Below are 20,848 nucleotides of genomic sequence, written 5' to 3' on the forward strand. Positions count from 1 at the left end.
GGGCGCTACTCCTCGTGATGGTGGCCGCAGCAGCACTCGTGGCCGTCGTCATGGCCGTGGCCGCCACAGCACTCGTGGTCCTCGCCGTGGTGGTGGCCACAACCGCACTCGTGGTCGTCGCCGTGCTCGCCGCAACCGCAGCCCTCCTCGTGAGCACCATGCTCCTCGGGACGATACTGCGACCAGTCCAGTCCGGCGGCGATGGCGTCGGCCTCCTCCTTGTAGAGTACCGTGATGGCCTGGGTGCCCAGCTTGGCGCCGCCGATGGCGTCGAGCATGTCGTAGAGCGTAAAGGCCACGTCGGCGCCGGGCAGCGCAAGCTCGCGATCGTCGGCATAGGCGAGCGCCAAACGCAGGTCCTTAATGAAGTGCTCGACCATAAAGCCGGGCTTGTAGTCGCCGTCGAGCGCCTTGGGCGCCAGGCTCTCCATGGCGCCGGACTTGCCGGTGCCGCCCATGATCATCTGACGGGTCTTCTCAAGATCAAGGCCGCTCAGCTCGGCAAACGCCAGCGCATCGGCCATGCCGACCATGCAGGCGCCCAGCGACACCTGGTTGGCGAGCTTGGCAGCCTGACCCTTGCCGGCGCCATCGAAGCAGCAGATAGTTGCCGCAAAGGCGGAAAGGATGTCGCGGACCGGGGCGATGTCGTTCTCGGTGGCGCCCACGATGGCCGTGAGCGTGCCGGCGATAGCACCGGACTCGCCGCCGGTGACGGGGCAGTCAAACGCCATGCGGCCGGAAACCTGGGCGGCCTCGGCAATATCGCGCGCGAGCTCGGGCGAGCTCGTGGTGAGGTCGATCAGGACCGCGCCGGGCTTGGTGCACGCGAGCAGGCCGTCGCCCGCCAGGTAGAGCTCCTCGACCTCGGAGGGATAACCCACCATGGTAAAGACGACGTCGGCGTTCGCCACGGCATCGGCCGGCGTATCGGCCCAGACAGCGCCGCGCTCGATAAGCGCCGCGGCCTTGGACTTGGTGCGGTTGTTGACCGTGACGGGATAGCCGGCGTCCAGAATGTGGCTGGCGATGGGGGCACCCATAATTCCGGTGCCAATAAATGCGACAGAGAGCTTGTTTGCCATGAAACCTTTCCTTTTGGGTTGGGTGTTATTACCGGGTTGAATACTCGGTGCCAGCGTTTGGGCTGTGAGTTGAGGGCGATTACGGCCGCGGAACCTGCCTACTGGCCGCGCACACGGCGGGCGATGCGGTCGGAAAGCGACGCCTTGTCGGCACGATTCTTACCCCAAAACGCGCAGGCCACCATGCCGGGTCCCACGTGCGAGCCGATGGTGGGGCCCACGGAGCTGCGGATGATCGTGGCGTCGGCGCAGCCCTCCTCCTTGCGGATGGCGGCCTCGAGCCAGTCACCGTCCTTCTCGGCATCGGCCGTCATAATGGCGATGGGCATGATGCGGTCGGGCACGTAGTTCTCGCGAAACGACTTGAGGATGGACTTGAGCGCCTTCTTGCGACCGCGGTTGACGCCGATCAGCGACAGTGAGCCGGCCAGGTCGTAGGAGAGCTCGGGCTTGACGTCGAGCTTTGCCGTGAGCTGTGCCGCTGCGGGCGGAATGCGGCCGCCGGCAGCCAGCGCATCGAAGCTCTCGAGCGTAAAGTAGCCGTGGACATAGGTCTTGGCCTCGTTTGCCCAGTCGACCAGCTGCTTGGCAGTCAGTCCCGCCGAACGCTGGCGCACGGCCTCGAGTGCCAAGAGCTCGCCGGTCGCGCAGGGCAGGGCGTTGTCGACCACGTAGAGCTCAAAATCGGGATACTCGGCGCGCACGGCATCTGCCGCCTGGCACGCGGAGTTGTAGCTCGACGACAGCGCCGAGGTAAAGCACAGGTAGACCGTGGGCGTACCCTCTTTGGCGCACTCGGTAAAGAACTCGATATAGCGACCGAGTGACACGGCGGAGGTAGACACGCGAGCGCCGGCGCGCATGCGGTCGTAGAACTCCTTGGGGCTCATGCTCGACCAGATATCGTCCGTGCGCTCCTCGCCATCGATGATAAAGGGGAAGCCCAAGATATCGACATCGAGGTTCGCAGCGACCTCGGGGCTAAAGTCGCAGCAGGTATCGACGACGATGCGGCAGCGGTCAGAATGGCCGGTAGATGCAGCCTTGTCCATCAAAGCGACTCCTTACGTAAAAAAGGCGGCCATCCGCATGGGATGACCGCCGGCCGTTAACTCATGCAAGTTAACGTATTTTACTCGTCAAGTGTTTCGATGCGGGGCTTGATGATGCCATATCCACCATTCTTACGGTGATACACCACATTGATGAGGCCAGTTGTCGCGTTCTCGAACACGTAGAAGTCGTGGCCGAGCAGATCGGTCTGCACCAGCGCCTGCTCCTCAGTCATCGGGGTGACATCGATGACCTTCTCGCGGACGAGCAGATCGTCCTCCTCCTCGGGCAGCAGCAGGTCGGCCAGATCCTCGACGCGCTCGACCGGTGCGACATCCGCTGCGCTGGCACCGCCCTGGCGGTTGTCCACGACCTTGGTCTTAAACTTGCGCAGCTGGCGGGTGACCTTATCGGCGGAGAGGTCGATGGCGGCGTACATATCTGCGCCATGCTCGGCAACGCGAATCACCGAACCGCGGGCACGAACCGTAACCTCGACGATTGCCGGGTTGGGGTTCGAGGGGTTCTTCTCATAGCGAAGCACAACGTCGACCGTCATGGGCTCGATATCGAAAACCTTGAGCGCCTCGCCGATCTTCTCATCCACATGCGCACGCAGAGCATCGGTTACCGTCGTCTTGCGTCCAGAAACCTTGATATCCATACGTGGCTCCAATCTGCCTCGGGGACTTACTGTACTGGCTATGTACCCACTGCCGTGCATTTAATCACCCGAATTCCCAAAGACCCGAATAACGATTGCTTGATACCGCATACCGAAGTCTCGCACTTTTCCGTGGCAAAGTGCGCTATAGGAAAGCGTCGGCTGAGTTGGTTTTTCTCCTGGAAATTGCCCTTGACCTGCTGGTTTTACGGAAACAAAAAAGCCGGGCTCCCCTATTGGGGAAGCCCGGCGGTGCGTGTTGAAACCGTGAAGAGGTGTCCTTTCCAACGTATAGGAGACGCCACCCCTAGCAATAACTAGCTATTGAGTTTGTTAATGTCGTCGTCGGTGATGGCGCCTTCCTGGCTGGACGATTTGTCCTCGGAGGATGCGGTCTCATTGTTGGAATCGGAGGACTCGCTGCCGGAGGACATGGTCTCACTGGACTCAGAATCGCCCGGCTGCACGTTAGCGCCCGAAACCGTCTTAGTGGTGAGGTCGTAGGGCATCGTGCCGTACCAGACGCAGTGGACCGCCTCGAGCGTGCCGTCGGCCGTAATACCGTCGAGGGCATCGCTCACGGCACGGCACAGTTCGTCATTGGACGAGAGGCCCGCAACACTAAGCGTCGAGGGCGCCTCGAGCGAACCGACATAGGAGACCTCGCTCATCAGGCGTGCAAGGTAGCCGCCGGCCGTAGAGTCGCAGATCACATAGTCGACCTCGCCGGACTCGAGCGCCTCAAAGCACTCGTTGATGTTGGAATAGGTCTTTTGGTTGGCGGTGATGCTCTGCTTAGCAAGCGCCTCCTGCGAGGCCGAGGACATCTGAACGCCCAGGGTGGACGTGTTAAGGGTATCGGTGGAAACGCTGAGCGACCCACCATCGCTAGTTTTACCGAACACAGAAGCGGCATCGTACAGGCAGGTGCCGAGCGAGCTAATGTCCCCGTCCGTGGAGTTGATCTCGCCGATAAAGATATCGGCCTTTTTGTCGCCAAGCGCGGAACCTGCCGAGGACGCATCGACAAAGGCGACCTTAAGGCCCATGCGGCTTGCGAGGGCGCGGGCAGCGTCGACTGCAAACCCCGTGAGCTCGCCGTCGGCGCCCTGCATTGCCTGTGGCGCATCGGAAGTATCGAGGGCGACCGTCAGGGTTCCGGGAGTGACCAGGGCATCATCCGACACCGCCGGCGTGACGGTCTCGTACTCGATCTGGTCGATCGTGGGAGTCGTGAACGTAGACAGCGGGTTGAACGCGCATCCGCTCAGGCCCAAAACGGCGATGACCGCTGCAGTCCCAGCACCTAACCGAGCCGCGTGCATCAAGCTGCCCCTCACCATGTCCACTACCCTGCCTTCTGTGTCGTATACGATCCGTGCGTTGCGCGGAATATCAGGTTGTTCCCACCAGCTGACCTGGTATTTGACCCCACACTTGCGCACCGGGGTGTTTGCTCGGGAGGCCGCAGCCACCTTCACGACTGACCCGCTCGCCCGCGAGGCGGTATTGCCCCAAAGAAAGTAGAACGGACGGTGCGGCTTACATCTAGGACGCGCCATGATCGCGCCGCGCGCACGCGGTCGCTTACGTGGATCCCTTTGACCGCGTCTGTCTTGGACTAGGACGGGCATTTCGTCCGTCCGCAACCACAGCCTGGTAGGAACGAAGCGCATTATAGCTAAGTTCAAGCTAAAGTTTAAGGTTAGGGGCGTCATTCGCATCGCGAGTACAGATTTCGCAGGTCGGAGTGGGCTATTCGTGCCCCTATGAAGCCCGAAGCTCCCCTGTGGGGAGCTCCGGGGCACCCTTCTTAGGGTGCCGTGACCAAAAAATGGCAAATATGAGTACTGTCACCAATTTAGTAACAGGCAGTTTTGGCCTTTCGGACAGATTTCGCGCTCAGTGTCGCCAACCTGATGCTTAGTTATTCTACATTTGTTTATTATCTTCTTACTTTACGCCGCCTCCGAGTCCTAAATTCTTTGATTTTGCTGTTACTGATTTAGTGACAGTACTCATATTTGCCATATTTTGGCCAGGGCATATGATTAACCCCCTATTTTCGACGCGAATTAGACCGGCTTAAGCCCAAAACACACCCGCAGCGTGTTAAGCAACGCCTCTTGCTTCTTTCTGCGGGCATCGACACGATTCCGGTACCGCTTTCGCATACGCTGGTGGATGCGCCACGCGAGCGCTTCCATCGCTTCCATGTCGCAAAGCATTTCGTTGTTGACCGTTGCGACCTCGATTCCCATAGTAATCAAGCCCGTGTTGCGTTTTTCATCATGGGTACGTCCCCTCCGGGAGGAATGGCCCAGCTCACCGTTGTATTCCAGGTCAAACCAGGCTGCCTCCTGATATGCATCGCAAACTGCATGGGGCATCCCCGAGATTGCCTGCGCGCGATCATCGAACTCGATCTTGTAGTCGGTCTTAAAGGGACCGCAAGCAAATCCTCCATAGGAAAACGGAAGCGAAAATAGGGCGAGCATGATGCACTCCATGGGCGAGCGCAGGTTTTCTGACAAGTAGGGACACAGACGCTGCAATTGTTTGGCCGCGTTTCCCTTGCATACCGCGAGGTAATCTGCCAAGCGATCGGGCGTCAGCACTGGCTCGACTTCAAAGTAGCCCACGTCTGTCGGTTGGTCCTTGTCCTTTGCAAGTTTGTTCGCAACGGGCGAGGTGTAGGGAGGCAGATACTTCCCGCGGTCGCTCAGTGAAATCTTAGAGCACAGTTCCTGGGTCAGGGCAAACGCCTGGATGCAGCCAACCTCGCGTGCAACGGCAACACAAAGGGCCTCGGGAGATAGGCTGTACACCCCCGGTTCCACCTCTAGAATCGAGCCGGCAGGCAACCCGGAACACACGGACCAGCCCACGCCGGGCATGCGGCGGCGCTGCGCTGCAGACCCTATCAGCAAGCACAAATCCTCTTGCACCTCACCGCTTGCGGCCCCAATCCGCACCAAGTCAGGAAGATAGATGTCCTCAGCCGAAGGCGACGAAGCGTTTAGTACGCGGCGCTCCTCATCGGGATCAAGGTCCTTCCAGCTGATATAGCCCATCTGCCGGCGCTCGGCGCGCATCATGCGCAGCGCCGAGGCGCCTGTTAGGATTACGGAAGCCGCTAGCTGTTCGCCTGTCGGCTCGTTGCGCCGCTCAATCTTTACTGCCACAAAACCACCCCTACCAAACACGTGCGATAGCAAGGCCATCGACTGCCGCAGCGCCGGCGCGCTTGAGTTCCGCCGAAGCCGCGGCCATCGTCGCGCCCGTAGTGATAACGTCATCGATAAGCAGCAGGCGGCGGCCGTACACGTCCTCAACCGTCTCGTACATGCCTTGGGCACGCTCGCGGCGCTCCTCACGACCGAGTTCGCGCTGGTCGCCATGGCCGTACTTGACGAGGGCATCGAGCAGAGGGACACCCGACAGCTCGCAAAATGGGCGCGCAATGGCCTCCATATGATCGAAACCGCGCCGCCGAAACGCTGCCGCCGTCGCAGGCACAAACACCACCGCATCCGCACCGGACAGCACGCCTCCTAAGCGTTCGGGCGCTACGACCTGGGCATGCAGGGCGGTGTCGTAGAGCAACTCCGCCAGATACGGAGCCAGACGTCGCTCGCCCGCGTCCTTGTAAGCTTTAATGATGCGCGGCAGCGGATGCGCATAGACGGCGCACGCCAGGCAGCGGTCGAGCGCCTCCGACATTGCCGAGGACGTGCCCTCGACCGAACACTCAGTGCACAGCAAATCTCCAAACGGGGCGCCGCATCGGGTGCAGCTATGACATGGGTCGATAAGCGTGAGCGCAGCCAGGCAGTCTTGGCAAATAAGCGTACCGGCGCGCTCGCAGCCGGCACATCGTGTTGGCGACAATGCCTCAAGCGCCTCGCGTGCCGCCCGCTCGGCAAACGGTCGCAATTCGTCCGCAAACGGTAGAGCGCCGGCTCCCTGCAGACGGCTCAATATGTTCAGATGGCTCTTCAAGACACAACCCTCCCTACATTCGGTCGCAGGGAGGGTTGTTGATTCAGCGCTATGATACCCCGATGCGCTCGGGTCAAGGCGGGCTAAATCCGCTCGCAGGCGTTATTCGCCGGCGGGCGGTTGTGGTGCAAACGAAGACGGGGTCGAGCCCTCGCCACCATCCTGGCGCGGCTTGCGGGAACGGCGACGGCGACGGCGCTTTTGACCCTGGTCGGCCGAGCCCTCGCCACCGCGATCCTCGCGCAGCTCGCGCTCGTCGCGAGCGGCGCCACGCGAAGCCTTGGCAGCCGCTCCCCCGCCATCTCCGGGACGACGGCGCGTGACCTTGACCTCGCCATCCGAGACCTGATCGGCCACGGAGGGCACTGAGGGCTTCTGTTGCGCGCCCGAGGAATGGCGGCGGCGCGGACGCGGCGCGCGCTCGTCATCGTTGCGTTGCTTGCCACCCTTGTCGGCAGGCGTATCGGAACCCGAACCACCCTTGGGGGCGGCACCAGCCTCGCGAGCAGCTGCGGCGCGGAAGGCGTCCTCGCGCTCCTCACTCGACAAATGGCGGCGACGACGACGTGTGGGGTTCATGCCACCGCCGCGATTCTGCTGCTGGGGCTGCTGAGCCTCGCGCTCGCGAGAGGCGTTCTTGCCCGCGGCCACGGCCTCGGTAACATCGCCCGAGCCCGCGCGCTTGCGACGACGACGGCCACCGGCGGCCTCCTCGACTTCGGGCACCTCGGCCTTGCCGCGGCCCTTTCCGCGGCCACGACCCTCGCCCTGGCCTTGACCGGCGCGAGCATCGGATTCAGCATCGCGACGACGGCGCTTGGGCATCGACGTACCGGCCAGACGGTCGGCACTCGACAGACCATCACCCACGTCGACGCCGTTCTCACGGTCGAGCTCCATGAGCGCCAGGCGCATCTCAGGCGACTCGATGCGCTCGAGCACGTCGCGCGTCACGCAGTCGGGGCGACAGTTGCAGCCCTGCTCGGCGGCCTTCTTTTTGCAGCCCTCCGAGCACGTCATGTCGGCCAGATTGACCTTGAAGACCTTGCCGTTCTCCAGACGCAGCACAAGCTGCTCGCGCGGCGTGTCATATTCCTGGATGCGCGCCTTGCCGAGCGGCGTGTCGATAAGCGTCTTCTTTTTGGGCGCGCGGCTCTTAAAGTCCTTGTACGCCTCGAACTCATAGCGCAGGCAGCACATCAGGCGGCCGCAAACACCGCTGATCTTGGACGAGTTGAGCGGCAGGTCCTGCTCTTTTGCCATGCGAATCGAGACGGGCTCAAACTGTCCGCCAAAACGCGTGCAGCAGAGTTCCTGTCCGCACTGGGCATAGCCGCCCACCAGGCGGGTCTCGTCGCGCACGCCGATTTGGCGCATGTCGACGCGAATGTGCAGCGTCGAGGACAGGTCCTTGACGAGCTGGCGAAAATCGACGCGCTCCTCGGCCGCAAAGTAGAACACGGCCTTCTCGCCGCCAAACAGGTACTCGACGCCGACCGGCTTCATCTCGAGGTCGAGTTCCTTGACCAGACGGCGGAAATCGACCATGGCCTCGTCGCCTTGGATGGCCAGGTCATCGGCAAGCTGCAGGTCGATGTCGCTCGCCACGCGCAGCACGGGCTTGAGCGGCTGGCCGATCTCATCTTGCGGCACCTCGAAGGGATCGGCCGTGACCAGGCCGATCTCGGTTCCGCGCTCGGTGGAGCAAATGGCGTAATCGGCCTCGAGGATATCCAGGTCCTGCGGATCGAACCACAGGTCGCGCGAGGCGTAGGTAAACTTAACGGGTACGACTAACGGCATTTCAGTGCCTTCCTGATATCGAACAGCATGACCTCGATGGCCAGCTGGGGAGTAACGTTTCTGGCGATGTTGCGCTCGGCGGTTGCGACTGCCTCGAGCGCCCGCGTGGCACCCGCAACATTGGTCGCGGCGGCAAGCCGACCGATCGTGTCGCGCACGTCTTCGTTCACCACGTCGGCCGCCTCGTCCTGAAGCGTCAGCAGCACGTCGCGCATGAGCGTCCGCGCGCTCGCCAGCGCTTCCATGATACCCGAACGCTCGCGCGCGTTGAGTTCGCGCTTGTTGCGGTCCTCAAGCTGCTTCAATGCTCCACGCGACAGGTAATCGGCATTTTGCTCGAGCACCTTTTCCTGCGTGGACTTGACCTCGGCGAGCGGCGCCTTAACGGCGACGATGAGCGACTTGGCGAGGCTGAGCACATCAGCCTCGTCGGCGGCGATGAGCGAGTCGATGGCGCGAACCATCTGGCGGCGAGCGTCCTGGCGCTCGGCGCTCTTAAGGAACTCGATGCCGCGCGTGGGGCTCCCCGCCACGGCGACCGCCATGCGACAACGCGCGAGGTCCTGGCCGGTGGCGCGGCTCACGGCCTGCGCGGCCACGGCGGGCGACACCAGCCGAAACGGCACGCACTGACAGCGGCTCACGATGGTGGGCAGCATCACGTCTGCCGAGGTGCCCAGCAAAATGAACATAACGCCCTCGGGCGGCTCCTCGAGCGTTTTGAGCAGCGCGTTGGCGGTGTTGGCGCGCAGCTGCTCGGCGCGGTCGATGATGTAGACCTTGGCCTTGGCGCGGATGGGCGCCAGCGGCACGTCATCGAGCAACTCGCGGGTCTGGGCAATGAGGTAGCCCGTGGCACTCTCGGGCGTGTAATAGTGCACGTCGGGATGCGTATGCCGAGCAACGCGCACGCAGCTGTCGCATGCGCCGCAGCCATCCTGCTCGCACAGGAAGGCCTGGGCGAGCGCCCATGCAGCGTCGAGCTTGCCGGCGCCGGGAGCACCCAAAAACAGGTAAGCGTGCGATGCGCGGCCGCCGGCGACGGCATTGGTCAAAAAGTCGCGCACGCGCTCTTGGGTGTCGAGCTTGGCCAACAGGCTTGTCTGAGCGGGGGCCATGTTACTCGGCCTCCTGGGCAAGCGCGGCGGCAACGGCGTCTTGGGAGATATCGAGACCGTGCGCGCGGACCTGCTCGACCGTCTTCGCAAAGACTTCCTCGATGGGCGCGGTGGCGTCGATGAGCTTTACGCGGGCGGGTTCCTCGGCGGCAATGCTGCAAAATCCCTGGTAAACGCGCTCTTGGAACGCCATGCCCTTTGCCTCCATGCGATCTGCCGCGCCACGGGCGGCCATACGCAGCGCCGCCTGCTCGGGTGTGATGTGGTAGACGAGCGTGAGCGCCGGATGCGTTCCCGCGACGGCGAGGTTATTGGCATCGCGTACCATCTGGCGATCGAGGCCGTCGGCAAACGCTTGGTAGCAGGTCGTGGAATCGTAGAAGCGGTCGCACAGGACCACTTTACCGGCCGCGAGAGCGGGGGCTATGACCTCGTGCACCAGCTGGGCACGCGCAGCCTCGTAGAGCAACAGCTCGCAGGTATCGCCCATCGCCGTGTTGACGGGGTCGAGCAGCAGGGCGCGAATCTTTTCGCTGATGGCGGTACCGCCCGGCTCGCGCAGACTCACCACCTGGTAGCCGGCAAGATCGAGCGCACGGGCAAGCAGGCGCGCCTGCGTGGACTTGCCGGCGCCGTCGACGCCCTCGAGCGTGATAAAGCTATGTTGAGCGGGCTCAAAAGCCATGGGCGCAGCCCCTTCCTACAAGGCGCGAAAATGCAAGTTATAGCAACCAAGCCATGATACCCCAGGGGCAGGCGCGCCCCAACCACCAGGCGGCAGTTAGGGGCGTTCCCAAACTGCCGGCCGAAAAGGAACGTCCCCAACTGTCATGATGGGGAATTTTGGACGATGGGTATAATCGTCGTATTGCATTGAAATGTGGCGAAAGGAGTGGCAATGTCTCGGTACTGCGCCTCGTGCGGCAAGCTTCTTGCAGATAATGCCAAGTTCTGCACCTCGTGCGGTGCACCCGTTGAGCAAACAGCCGCGAGCAATGGCCAGCCCGCTTTTGAGCAGACCGGCTCCCTTGATATGCCGCAAGCCAAGGCAGACGACCCCCTCGCCTATCGCCCCGACCCCGCCGCAAGCCCCGCGGCCGTCGAGACCACGCAGCGCATACCCGTCGCGAGCGGCTCGCCCCAACAGCAGCCGACTCCCTCATACGCGCCCGCTTCGCCACAGACCCCCGCTCCCAAAAAGAGCGGCACCGGGCCGCTTATCGCCGTTATCGTTGTGCTGGTGGCGATCATCATCGCTCTGGTCATCTTCTTTGCAATCAGACCGTTCGACAACGCCGCCACGCAGACGACTGCCGAGGTAGCTAAGCTGCACCATGACGTCGACGACGGTGACCTAAAGCCCCTCGGCGATCCCAACAGCCTGTACGACGATGATGACGAGGATGGCGGCGAAGCAACGCTCTCCGAGCAGAACCTCTACCGCCGACTGAGCGAATACTACGACCTGCTCGAAGACCTCGACAGCCAGGTCCGCGCCTGCGCGCAGGCCTTCAATGGTAGCTATCTGGAAGAAGATCGCACCGCCCGCCAAAATCTCGCCGACGTCGCCGAGCGCACGGAGGACACCATCGAGCAGTATTACGACATCGTCGAGGATCTGGACGTCCCGACGAGCTCCAGGAACTACAGCTCCTGGAAGGACATCGTTGCCCTGTACGACGACCTGGATCACCGCATCGACGCAATCTGTGATGCCTGGGAGATCAGCCTGAAATACGCCAAGCCTGCGGACCATAAGAATGAGATTGTGGCGCCGCTGTCACACGACAACGTGGCGGGCACCAATGACAATAAGTACCGCCTAGACTTTGAGGAGCGCTATCCCGGCGCCAAACCCGTCGAAGTGAACTAGCGCTTTGTCGTTCCCGATTCGGCAGTTAGGGACGTTCCTAAACTGCCGGCAGAAAAAGGAACGTCCCTAACTGCCGGTCAAAAAACGAGCGAGGATCGCAGGGTCCTCGCTCGTTTTTTAGGGCAATGTTTCGACTGCGCCGCTACTTGTCGGTAGCCGCTTTCTTGGCAGTCGACTTCTTCGCCGTCGACTTCTTGGCGGTTGTCTTCTTGGCTGTCGTCTTCTTTGCCGCCGTGGCCTTCTTTGCCGTGCTCGCCTTGGTTGTGGTTTTGCGGCCGCGGGCGGGCTTCTTCTCCTTGGTCGGGCAGTCCATGTTAACGCAGATGCGCCACGGGCCGCGCGCCGTGTTGACCACCACGATGGGGGCACCGCACTCGGGGCAGGTCTCACCCGTCGCCTCGAGCTTACCGCGCGCCGGCAGCGGATAGCTCACGCCGCAGTCATCGTAGTTGGTGCAGCGGATAAAGCGCTTGCCGCTCTTCTCGCTCTTGTGCGCGATCAGATCGCCATGGCGTCCGGCCTCGGCGCACACCTTGCACTCGCCCACCTTAAGGTCGGGCTCGTAGTTGGTGGGGCACGTCGGGTTCACGCAGATCTCGAAGGCCTTCTGGCGGAACGGCTGGCACTTAATGCGCGGCGCGCCGCATTCGGAGCACACGGCGGCCTCGCCCTCGAGCGGGCTCACCTTGACACCGCTCGGCACCGGATAGGTCACGTCGCAGTCGGGCCAGCCCATGCAGCCGATAAAGCTGCCGCGGGTCTTGGCGCTCGTCTTCATAACCAGGTCCTTGCCGCACTTGGGGCAGGCGCCCACGCGCGCATCGGCCGTGACGGCGTCGCTGATGGCGTCGCCCAACTCCTGCGTATGTTTGAGCAGCTCGTCGAGTACGCCGGCCAGCAGCGCGCGCGAGTGCGTCACGACATGCTCTTCGGTGTCCTCGCCGCGCTCCACGCGGGTCATATCGCCGTCGAGCTCGCTGGTCATATCGGGGCTCGTGATGCGCGGGGCAAACTGCGACAGTGCATCGATAATGGCGATACCCAGCTGACTCGGCTCCACGGGATCGTTTTTGAGGTAACGCACGGCGTACAGGCGCTCGATGATGCTTGCGCGCGTGGACTTGGTGCCCAGGCCACGCTTTTCCATCTCTTGCACGAGCTTGCCCTGGCTGTAGCGCGCGGGCGGCTCGGTCTGCTTGGCCTCGAGCTTAATGTCGAACACGTCGACCGTATCGCCCTGCTCAAGCGGCGGCATCTGTTCATCGCGCTTAAGACCGTACGGATAGGCCTCGCGGAAACCCGGGGTCACGAGCACGTCGCCCGAAGCCACGAAGGGCTCGCCGTTGACGTCGAGCTCGAGCTTGGTGTTCTCGATGGTCGCAGGACCCATAAGCGTCGCCAGGAAGCGACGGGCGATGAGGTCGTAGAGCTTACGCTGGCCGCCGTCGAGCGTGGACGGATCGCCCTCGCCCGTGGGATAGATAGGCGGGTGGTCGGTGGTCTCGACCTTGCCGCGCGTGGGCTTCATGGGACCGGCGAGCACCTTTTTGCACACGGGCGCCAGCGCCGGGTTGATCTTTGCCAGGTCGCTCACCACGGCGCCCAGATCAAGCGTCGCGGGGTACACGGTGTTGTCGACACGCGGGTAGCTGATGAGGCCCGCCATGTAGAGGGACTCGGCGATGCGCATGGTGCGTGCGGGCGATATGCCCTCGGCCGCAGCGGCTGCCTGCAGCGAGGTGGTCGCGAACGGCGTGGGCGGCTGCTGCTTACGCGAGCGCTTGGTCACCGCGGCAACGGTCGCCGTCGTAGCGCCGTCGACATGACCATACGCTGTCTCGGCGGCATCTTTGTCGGTAAAACGCGCCGTCTTGTGCGCGATCTTAAAGCGGTCGTCCTCGGCGGCGCCCTGCGCGGCACCCATGCCGCGAATCTGCCAATAGTCCTCGGGCACAAACGCCATGCGCTCGCGCTCGCGCTCGACCACCAGGGCAAGCGTCGGCGTCTGCACGCGGCCGGCGGAGCGCACGTTGCCAAAGCCGCCAAACTTGGCGAGCGTCAGGTAGCGCGTGAGCACCGCGCCCCAAATGAGGTCGATATGCTGACGGCTCTCGCCAGCGTCGGCCAGGTTCTGGTCGAGCGAGACAAGGTTATCGAAGGCCTGCGTAATCTCGGCCTTGGTAAACGAAGAATACTGGGCGCGGGCAACCGGCAAGTCGGGCGCAACCTCACGCACCTTGTTGAGGGCGTCCGAACCGATCAGCTCGCCCTCACGGTCGAAGTCCGTAGCGATAATGACACTGTCGGACTTCTTGGCAAGGTTCTTGAGCGAGCGAATGAGCTCCTTCTCGGCCGGCAGCTTAATGACGGGCGCCCAGGTGAGATAGGGCAGGCTCTCGAGCTTCCAGCCCTTGATGGAGATACCGTCGGCAAGGAACGGCTTGCGCTTGGTGTCGTAGGGCGGACGTGCCAGGCCATCGGGCATGTCGGCCGGCAGCATCTCGCCGTCCTCAGTAACCGAATACCAGCCCAGCTTTTTATCGAACAGCACGCTGTCGCAAAAATCGGGCGCAAGGATGTGACCGGCAAGGCCGATCGTCACGCACTCCTCGCCCTTCCACTCAAAACGGTAGATGGCGGTGTTGTACACCTTGTCCTTTTTGGGCTTGCCCGTGGACAGACGCTCGGCGATCTGGCGCGCGGCGTCGTTTTTCTCGGCGATGATGAGCTTCAAAAGAGGCCCCTATCTCATGTCTCTGCGGCTGCGCCCGCGCTTATGGCGGCCGACTTACGCCCTTGCTTGCTCGATCTGCCCGATGAGCCAATCGCACCAGGCATCCATGCCCTCGCCCTTGCGCGCGCTCACGGCAAACCGCGGCGCCTGCGGATTGAGGTCATCGAGTGTCTTAGTATACCTATCCATGTCAAAATCGAAAGCCGGGGCAACGTCGACCTTATTGAGCAGCTGCGCGCCGGCGTGCTGGAAGATACCCGGGTACTTGATAGGCTTGTCGTCGCCCTCGGGCACCGAGAGGATCATGATGGACAGGTTCTCGCCCAGGTCAAAGTCGACCGGGCAGACCAGGTTGCCAACGTTTTCGATAAAGATGACGTCGATGTTTTCCAAACCCACAGCCTGGTCGAAGGCGTCGACGGCCTCCATGATCATGTTGCCCTCGAGGTGGCACAGACCACCCGTGTTGATCTGGATGGCGGGCATGCCGGCTTCCTTCATGATGATGGCGTCGACGTCCGAGGCGATATCGCCCTCGATGACGGCACAGCGCAGGCCGGCTTTGTCACGCAGGCGCTCGTTGGTGCCCAGGATCGTGGTGGTCTTGCCCGAACCGGGGCTCGACAGTACATTGATCACATAGGTGCCTGCCTCATTAAATCGCTGACGCAGCTGGTCTGCCAGACGCTCGTTGCGCGACAGGATCGGCGATGCGATATCAATCGTTTTCTCGGCCATACTCGGCACTCCTTACTTCTGCCATTTGGTGACGGCTAATCGTCGGGGGTTTCGATTTCGATACTTGCGATGTCGAGTTCGCGGCCGTGCAGTAGGCGCACGTTGGCACCACCACACTGGGGACAGCGACAGTGGAAGCGATCGTGGTCGAAGACGTCGCCGCAGTCCAGGCACTCGCTTTGTGGATGGACTTCCTCCACGGAAAGCTCGCAGCCTCGCGTGAGCGGGTCCTCGTCGCGAAACGTCTCCCACGCAAAGTCGAGCGCCTCGCGCACCACCTCGGTCATATCCCCGATACGCAGCGTTACCAAAACGGCGCGCGAGGCCCCCGCCCCACGCGCCGCGCGAATCACTGTATCGAGTATGCCGTTGACAATGCCAACCTCGTGCATACCGATTTACTCCTCGTCGTCCTCGTCGTCCGAGAACAGGTCCAGACGGCTCACGAACAGGCCCTCCTTGCCCTCGCGCGCAGTAATGACCACGCGAGCGATGGCGAGCGAAATCTCGTAGAGCGAAAGCAGGGCACCGTACATAAGGCCCAGCGTGACGGGCGAGCCGTCGGGCGTGATCACAGCCGAGCCCACGAGCAGGCCCACGTACACGTAGCGCCAGGCGCCGCGGAAAGCCGCGTAGGACACGATGTGGAAAACGGACAGGTAGAAAATGATGAGCGGCAGCTCAAACGCCACACCAAAGCCGATCATAAAGAGCAGCTCCATGTTGACGTAGTTCTCCAGATCGGGCAGCGCAGTTGCGACGGCAGAGGTCTCGCCGATGAGCCACTCAAAGCCCGCAGGAATGATGATGAAGTAGCAGAAGATGGCACCCAGGAAGAACAGCACCGTCGAAGCGAGCACCGTGGGCACGACCCACTTGCGCTCGTTGGGGCGAAGCGCCGGCAGGAAGAACGCCAAGATCTGCCAGATGATCATGGGCGTGCACATGACAACGGCCATCTTGATGGCCAGCGAGAAGCGCAGGCCAAAGCCGCCGAGCGTGGTGGTGATGTAGAACTTACCGTCCGGCACAAACGAGCGGATGGGGTCTTCCAGGATATCGAGCACCACGGGCGTGGCGAAATACAGCACGATGGCGGCGGCAAACACCGATACGACCACGATGGTCAGGCGGCGACGGAGCTCTCCCAGGTGATCGAAGAGCGGCATGCGCGCAGGTCCGATAGGCATTACTCATCGCCTCCCTTCGGGGCGTCGGCGGCAGCGGCTTCGTCCTCGACCTCAAGCTCACGAGCGAGCTGGTCGACGACGGCCTTGCGCTTGCGGGGACGACGGGCGTAGAGGTCGGCCGTCGTGGGCTCTGCCGGCTCGGGCTCGGGCTCTGCGGCAGGCTCGGGCTCGACGGCGGCAGTGGCAGCATCGGCAGCGGCGGGCCCAGCGCCCTCGGCCTCCGTCTCCTCGGCAGCAGCCTCGCCCTCAGCAGCACCCTCACTCGCGGCCTTCTCGGCGGCAAGGCGGGCGCGACGCTCGGCAAAGGTCTCCTTCTTGGCGGGCGCTGCCGTCTCGGTGGCATCCTCATCCGCATCGGAATCGTCATCGACAGCGGCCTTCTTGGGCTTGACCGGCGCCGAAGCGGCCTCACTTACCGGATCGATAATCTCGGACTGAACAACTGCCGTCATCTTTTCCTGCGTCTCGCGGAACTGACGGATGGCACGGCCGATCGTGCGGCCCATCTGCGGGAGCTTATCCGGGCCAAACAGCAAAAAGCCGAAGACCACGATGATTGCCAGCTCACCCTCTCCAATACCAAACACACATACCTCCAAGGCTCGATGTGAGTCGAGCCCGCACCGCGCCATTCGGCCGGAACTCGTCTATTCATTCGGTCAAGTATAGCGCCCGGACGCCAAAACGTTCGAGCGCATCACAAACATATGCCAAACGGCACGCCCCTTTTGGGACAGGGCTTATGCGGCCGTGATCGAAATCTCCTGGTCGACACCCAGCAGCTGAACCACGCGCATCACCGGGGGTTGCACGTTGGCGCAGCTAAAACGCTTGCCATGATCGGCTGCGTGGTGCGCGGCGCCCACAAGCACGCCAATGCCCGTCGAGTCGATATAGCTCACCTGGGCAAAGTCGAGCTCAACGGCCTCGGTGGGCTGCTCAAGCGCCAAGTCGATGGCGTTACGCAAACTGTCGGCGTTAGAGATATCGATTTCGCCGGTCACCTTAATGGTGTAGAGCTCCGGCGTGGGGTTGGTGGAAATACCCAAATCCATGTATACGCTCCTTTGCGTATCGAAAGTGCGGAAAAGTACGCGGCGCGGACTTGCAGAGCTCTGCGCGCTAGGCGCGCTCGGCACGCGCGATCTCGGCAGCGACGAGCTTGACGGCCAGCACCAGTACGTCGAGCGCGGCCTCCAGGTCCTCGACCGTGGGATAGCTCGGCGCGATGCGGATGTTGGTGTCGCGCGGGTCCTTGCCATAGGGCCAGGTGGCACCAGCCGGCGTGAGCTTGACGCCCAGATCGGCACAAAGCGCGGCGACCTTTTGGGCCGAGCCCTCAGGACCATCGAAGCTCACAAAGTAGCCGCCGCGGGGATGCGTCCAGGTGGCGCAACCCGTGTTGCCCAGACCCTCGGTGAGCTTGCGCTCAACGGCCTCAAAGCGCGGGCGCAAAAACTCGGCATGCTTTTTCATATGCTCCTTGACCGCCTCAATGGTGGGAAGGAAACGCACGTGACGCAGCTGGTTGAGCTTGTCGGCGCTGATCAAGCCGGCCTTGAGGCGCTTGGAGAACTCCGCGATGACCGCAGGGCTCGCGCCGATAAAGCCGATGCCGGCGCCCGGGAAGGTAATCTTGGACGTCGAGGCAAAGGCCACCACGCGGTCCTCGGTGCCCGCCGCGCGAGCGAGGTCAAAGATATTGGCAAGCTCGTCGGTCTCGTCGTACAGGTCGTGCACGCAGTAGGCGTTGTCCCAGAAGATGCGGAAATCGGGCGCGGCCGTGGGCATCTCGACCAGGCGGCGCACGGTGTCCTCGCTAAAGGTGATGCCCGTGGGGTTGGAATACTTGGGCACGCACCAGATACCCTTGATGGAATCGTCGGCGGCAACGAGGCGCTCGATCTCGTCCATGTCGGGGCCGTTGTCGGTCATCGCAACGGGGACGTTCTCGATGCCCAAGTCGGCGGTGATGCCAAAGTGGCGATCGTAGCCGGGAACGGGGCACAGGAACTTGACCTTCTTGCCGTCGTGCGCGGCCTCGTAGGCATCCCAGGGCTCGCTGCCGCACGAACCACAGCGCCAGAACATGCCGGCGATGTCGTGCTCGATCAAAAGGCTCGACGAACCCAGCACGAGCGTCTGCTCGGCGGGGCAGCCCAGGAACTCCCCTGCCAACTTGCGTGCCGAGGGAATGCCCTCGAAGCAGCCGTAGTTGGAGCAGTCGACGTTGCCGTCGTGCAGATCGGCCTCGGCATTGAGGATATCGAGCATGGGGCGCGAGATGTCCACCTGGGAGGGCGACGGCTTGCCGCGGGCCATGTCGAGCGCCAGGCCCTTGGCCTTGACCTCGGCGACCTCGGCTTTGAGCGCCTCGATGGCGGCATCGAGTTCGGTGGTTTCCATCTTCTGGTAGATCGTCTGCATGGGTGCGACCTTTCGCGAAGCGGGACGTTGCAGTTCGTCTAAGTATAGACCGCCACCGCCGCAACGGTATGAAGCCGTGATAGATTAAGTTCATCGCAATGAATTACGACATCGCCGCGCATGCCGGCGTGGGGCGCCCAAGGAGGCATTATGGAATACGGTTCGTTTAGGGCTGAGGAATTCGGCGACCTGCAGCGCCTGATCGACGGGCTGTTTTACGACCGCCACGCCATCGACCGCCTGGACCTAATCGTGCAGGCCGAAATCTTGGACCTGGCGCCCGACCTTATGGAGATCGTGAACCTTTTGCCGCCCGGCTATTACGACCGCCAGTCACTTTGCGACCAGCTGAACTCCGCCTTAGCCGCCCACGGCTGGGGCGCCGTCTACGGCACCGTGGAATAGAACCACTCATTGGGGACAGACTTAAATGAGTAGTCCCAACCTGCCGGCACTTGGGTAGTCATTTAAGTCTGTCCCCAACGACTACCCAGTGACTAAAACGCCGCCTGTGATGGTGTTCACAGGCGGCGTTTTCAAACTTGCATGTGCCCTTACTCGTCCTTGGACGCGGGGTGCTTGCAGACCACACTCATGTAGATCATGCCCAGCACCGCGGCGGTAACGGATCCGGCAAGAATGGCGGCCTTTGCGGCCAGGACCTCAAACTCGGCCGTCGGGAAGGCAAGGCCGCTGATGAGAATCGACATGGTAAAGCCAATGCCGCCCAGAATGCCCACGCCGGCAATCATGTGCCAGTTAACGTTGCGCGGCAGCTCGGAGATCTTGAGCTTAACCAGGGCAAACGTCATGCCAAAGATGCCAATCGGCTTGCCCAGCAGCATGCCAAAATACACGCCGAGCGTCACCGGGTCGGTCAGCAGCGTGCCCATATCCACGCCCACCAGGCGAACCTGCGCGTTGACAAATGCAAAGATCGGCAGGATCACAAAGTTGACCGGCGTGGAGATCAGGCGCTCCATGCGAATGAGCGGCGGGGTCACGCGGTGCATGACGCGCTCGACTCTGGTAGTCGAGACGGTAAAGTCGTGCTGACCCAGGATGTGCGCCTCGTCGTCGTAGCGGTCGTCGAGCAACGGCAGGCACTCGCCCAGCCAATCGGTGAGGCTATCGAGCTTGACGCCGCACTTGGCCGGAATGGTGAAGGCCAAGATGACGCCGGCGAGCGTGGCGTGCACACCACTCTTAAACATACAGAACCACAGCAGCAGACCCAGCACCGAATACGGGGCAAGGCGGTAATGCTGCGTCTTGTTGAGCCACACGAGCGCGCAAGTCACAACCGCGGCGGCGCCCAACCAAAACGGGTTGGGACTCTGACCGTAGAAAATGGCGATGGCGGCGATGGAGATCAGGTCGTCGGCGATGGCGAGCGTCGAGAAGAACACGCGCACGCCGTTGGGCACGCGGTTGCCCAAAAGCGATAGCACGCCCAGCGCAAAGGCGATATCGGTTGCCATGGGAATAGCCCAGCCGTTGTGCGCGCCGGCATGGTTAAAGATCAGGTAGATGCAGGCGGGAACGACGACGCCGCCCACGGCCGCCAACATGGGAAGCATGGCCTGACGCGGGTTCTTAAGCTCACCGACCGTCATTTCGTACTTAAGCTCGATGCCCACCAGCAAAAAGAAGATCGCCATGAGAAAGTCGTTGACAAAGACCTCGACGGTGAGGCCGGCCGTAAGGCTGCCAAGACCCACATACAGCGGGGTCTCCAAAAAGTGATGAATGGCCTCGTAGGCATCGGTGTTGGCACAGATGACTGCGGCGATGGCAGCGATCACCATGACGGCGGCGGAAATCGTGCCGTTCTCGGCAATGCGCTCCCAAATGTCGTGACGCTCAAAACGCTTGCGCTCACGAACGTTAAACAGCTGCTCGGGTGCTGCCATGGGCGGCTCCTTTCACGGGAAGGCTCCCGTCTTAAAAAAGCACGGCCCGCCCAAATGGCGGCGCCGCGCTCCAACGTATTACGCTTGCACCTAGCCTACCCTGCGCGACAAGCGCACAAGCGCGGCCGAAAAGCGGAACCACAGGTTGAACATTATTTGCTCAACGGTGCGAGCGCCCCCGTTCAATAGGCGACGCGATCCCGCGCACAATCAGAACCACCCTTAAAAAGGGTGGTTTGCTCTTAGGG

The 20,848-nt window shown here is 62.3% G+C and carries 19 protein-coding genes; 2 read left to right on the forward strand and 17 right to left on the reverse strand.

The window, feature by feature from the left end; all coding sequences use genetic code 11:
- Positions 1–5 precede the first annotated feature (5 nt).
- From DXB98_RS04350 to tmk, 9 genes are all read right to left on the reverse strand, one after another.
- A complete protein-coding gene (locus DXB98_RS04350; protein WP_117743275.1) occupies positions 6–1,085 on the reverse strand; it encodes an NAD(P)-dependent oxidoreductase in 1,080 nt (359 codons plus the stop codon).
- 98 nt (positions 1,086–1,183) lie between these two features.
- A complete protein-coding gene (locus DXB98_RS04355; protein WP_117743276.1) occupies positions 1,184–2,137 on the reverse strand; it encodes a DegV family protein in 954 nt (317 codons plus the stop codon).
- A gap of 80 nt (positions 2,138–2,217) precedes the next feature.
- Positions 2,218–2,802, reverse strand: coding sequence for a ribosome hibernation-promoting factor, HPF/YfiA family (hpf, locus tag DXB98_RS04360; RefSeq protein ID WP_035137685.1), 585 nt, complete (start codon positions 2,800–2,802; stop codon positions 2,218–2,220).
- A 317-nt stretch (positions 2,803–3,119) separates the two neighbouring features.
- Entirely contained in the window at positions 3,120–4,145 is a 1,026-nt protein-coding gene (locus DXB98_RS04365) for an ABC transporter substrate-binding protein (protein ID WP_233505089.1), read from the reverse strand.
- A 732-nt stretch (positions 4,146–4,877) separates the two neighbouring features.
- Complete coding sequence (locus DXB98_RS04370; RefSeq protein WP_117743278.1) at positions 4,878–5,987, reverse strand: hypothetical protein; 1,110 nt, start codon at positions 5,985–5,987, stop codon at positions 4,878–4,880.
- A 10-nt stretch (positions 5,988–5,997) separates the two neighbouring features.
- Complete coding sequence (locus DXB98_RS04375) at positions 5,998–6,804, reverse strand: ComF family protein (RefSeq protein WP_233505088.1); 807 nt, start codon at positions 6,802–6,804, stop codon at positions 5,998–6,000.
- Positions 6,805–6,906: 102 nt separating this feature from the next.
- Entirely contained in the window at positions 6,907–8,607 is a 1,701-nt protein-coding gene (gene ricT / locus DXB98_RS04380) for a regulatory iron-sulfur-containing complex subunit RicT (protein WP_117743279.1), read from the reverse strand.
- Positions 8,598–9,725: an ATP-binding protein gene (locus DXB98_RS04385; protein WP_117743280.1), complete on the reverse strand. Its 1,128-nt coding sequence runs from the start codon at positions 9,723–9,725 to the stop codon at positions 8,598–8,600. Before DXB98_RS04385 ends, ricT begins: the two co-directional genes overlap by 10 nt.
- Position 9,726: 1 nt before the next feature.
- Positions 9,727–10,410, reverse strand: coding sequence for a dTMP kinase (tmk, locus tag DXB98_RS04390; protein WP_117743281.1), 684 nt, complete (start codon positions 10,408–10,410; stop codon positions 9,727–9,729).
- A gap of 213 nt (positions 10,411–10,623) precedes the next feature.
- Between tmk and DXB98_RS04395 the strand changes: the two genes are divergently transcribed.
- Positions 10,624–11,598 (forward strand): zinc-ribbon domain-containing protein, encoded by a 975-nt coding sequence (locus DXB98_RS04395; RefSeq protein ID WP_117743282.1) that lies wholly within the window; start codon positions 10,624–10,626, stop codon positions 11,596–11,598.
- A 142-nt stretch (positions 11,599–11,740) separates the two neighbouring features.
- Here the strand turns inward: DXB98_RS04395 and DXB98_RS04400 are convergent, their stop codons facing one another.
- From DXB98_RS04400 to DXB98_RS04430, 7 genes are all read right to left on the reverse strand, one after another.
- Positions 11,741–14,332 carry a DNA topoisomerase I gene (locus DXB98_RS04400; RefSeq protein WP_117743283.1) on the reverse strand — a complete coding sequence of 864 codons (2,592 nt, stop codon included), beginning with the start codon at positions 14,330–14,332 and terminating at the stop codon, positions 11,741–11,743.
- Positions 14,333–14,386: 54 nt separating this feature from the next.
- Positions 14,387–15,070 (reverse strand): hydrogenase nickel incorporation protein HypB, encoded by a 684-nt coding sequence (hypB, locus tag DXB98_RS04405; RefSeq protein WP_055251237.1) that lies wholly within the window; start codon positions 15,068–15,070, stop codon positions 14,387–14,389.
- A 35-nt stretch (positions 15,071–15,105) separates the two neighbouring features.
- On the reverse strand, positions 15,106–15,462 hold the full coding sequence (gene hypA, locus DXB98_RS04410; RefSeq protein WP_117735512.1) for a hydrogenase maturation nickel metallochaperone HypA: 357 nt from the start codon (positions 15,460–15,462) through the stop codon (positions 15,106–15,108).
- 6 nt (positions 15,463–15,468) lie between these two features.
- Complete coding sequence (tatC, locus tag DXB98_RS04415; protein ID WP_022093860.1) at positions 15,469–16,260, reverse strand: twin-arginine translocase subunit TatC; 792 nt, start codon at positions 16,258–16,260, stop codon at positions 15,469–15,471.
- Positions 16,260–16,847, reverse strand: coding sequence for a twin-arginine translocase TatA/TatE family subunit (locus DXB98_RS04420; RefSeq protein ID WP_158553147.1), 588 nt, complete (start codon positions 16,845–16,847; stop codon positions 16,260–16,262). Before DXB98_RS04420 ends, tatC begins: the two co-directional genes overlap by 1 nt.
- 153 nt (positions 16,848–17,000) lie before the next feature.
- Complete coding sequence (locus DXB98_RS04425) at positions 17,001–17,315, reverse strand: STAS domain-containing protein (RefSeq protein ID WP_117735514.1); 315 nt, start codon at positions 17,313–17,315, stop codon at positions 17,001–17,003.
- A 67-nt stretch (positions 17,316–17,382) separates the two neighbouring features.
- Positions 17,383–18,687 carry an aminotransferase class I/II-fold pyridoxal phosphate-dependent enzyme gene (locus tag DXB98_RS04430; RefSeq protein WP_117743285.1) on the reverse strand — a complete coding sequence of 435 codons (1,305 nt, stop codon included), beginning with the start codon at positions 18,685–18,687 and terminating at the stop codon, positions 17,383–17,385.
- A 150-nt stretch (positions 18,688–18,837) separates the two neighbouring features.
- Between DXB98_RS04430 and DXB98_RS04435 the strand changes: the two genes are divergently transcribed.
- Positions 18,838–19,092, forward strand: a complete 255-nt coding sequence (locus tag DXB98_RS04435; protein ID WP_055251249.1) for a hypothetical protein — start codon at positions 18,838–18,840, stop codon at positions 19,090–19,092.
- A 149-nt stretch (positions 19,093–19,241) separates the two neighbouring features.
- Here the strand turns inward: DXB98_RS04435 and nhaA are convergent, their stop codons facing one another.
- Complete coding sequence (gene nhaA, locus DXB98_RS04440) at positions 19,242–20,600, reverse strand: Na+/H+ antiporter NhaA (RefSeq protein ID WP_055251251.1); 1,359 nt, start codon at positions 20,598–20,600, stop codon at positions 19,242–19,244.
- Positions 20,601–20,848: the final 248 nt, after the last annotated feature.

It is taken from the genome of Collinsella sp. OM07-12, assembly GCF_003438275.1.
Taxonomy (GTDB): Bacteria; Actinomycetota; Coriobacteriia; order Coriobacteriales; family Coriobacteriaceae; genus Collinsella.

Excerpts from the sequence above, each read along its gene's own strand:
- DXB98_RS04350 (WP_117743275.1), bottom strand. The coding sequence starts at position 1,085 with ATGGCAAACAAGCTCTCTGTCGCATTTATTGGCACCGGAATTATGGGT.
- DXB98_RS04355 (WP_117743276.1), bottom strand. The coding sequence starts at position 2,137 with ATGGACAAGGCTGCATCTACCGGCCATTCTGACCGCTGCCGCATCGTC.
- hpf (WP_035137685.1), bottom strand. The coding sequence starts at position 2,802 with ATGGATATCAAGGTTTCTGGACGCAAGACGACGGTAACCGATGCTCTG.
- DXB98_RS04365 (WP_233505089.1), bottom strand. The coding sequence starts at position 4,145 with ATGGTGAGGGGCAGCTTGATGCACGCGGCTCGGTTAGGTGCTGGGACT.
- ricT (WP_117743279.1), bottom strand. The coding sequence starts at position 8,607 with ATGCCGTTAGTCGTACCCGTTAAGTTTACCTACGCCTCGCGCGACCTG.
- DXB98_RS04385 (WP_117743280.1), bottom strand. The coding sequence starts at position 9,725 with ATGGCCCCCGCTCAGACAAGCCTGTTGGCCAAGCTCGACACCCAAGAG.
- tmk (WP_117743281.1), bottom strand. The coding sequence starts at position 10,410 with ATGGCTTTTGAGCCCGCTCAACATAGCTTTATCACGCTCGAGGGCGTC.
- DXB98_RS04395 (WP_117743282.1), top strand. The coding sequence starts at position 10,624 with ATGTCTCGGTACTGCGCCTCGTGCGGCAAGCTTCTTGCAGATAATGCC.
- hypB (WP_055251237.1), bottom strand. The coding sequence starts at position 15,070 with ATGGCCGAGAAAACGATTGATATCGCATCGCCGATCCTGTCGCGCAAC.
- hypA (WP_117735512.1), bottom strand. The coding sequence starts at position 15,462 with ATGCACGAGGTTGGCATTGTCAACGGCATACTCGATACAGTGATTCGC.
- tatC (WP_022093860.1), bottom strand. The coding sequence starts at position 16,260 with ATGCCTATCGGACCTGCGCGCATGCCGCTCTTCGATCACCTGGGAGAG.
- DXB98_RS04425 (WP_117735514.1), bottom strand. The coding sequence starts at position 17,315 with ATGGATTTGGGTATTTCCACCAACCCCACGCCGGAGCTCTACACCATT.
- DXB98_RS04430 (WP_117743285.1), bottom strand. The coding sequence starts at position 18,687 with ATGCAGACGATCTACCAGAAGATGGAAACCACCGAACTCGATGCCGCC.
- DXB98_RS04435 (WP_055251249.1), top strand. The coding sequence starts at position 18,838 with ATGGAATACGGTTCGTTTAGGGCTGAGGAATTCGGCGACCTGCAGCGC.
- nhaA (WP_055251251.1), bottom strand. The coding sequence starts at position 20,600 with ATGGCAGCACCCGAGCAGCTGTTTAACGTTCGTGAGCGCAAGCGTTTT.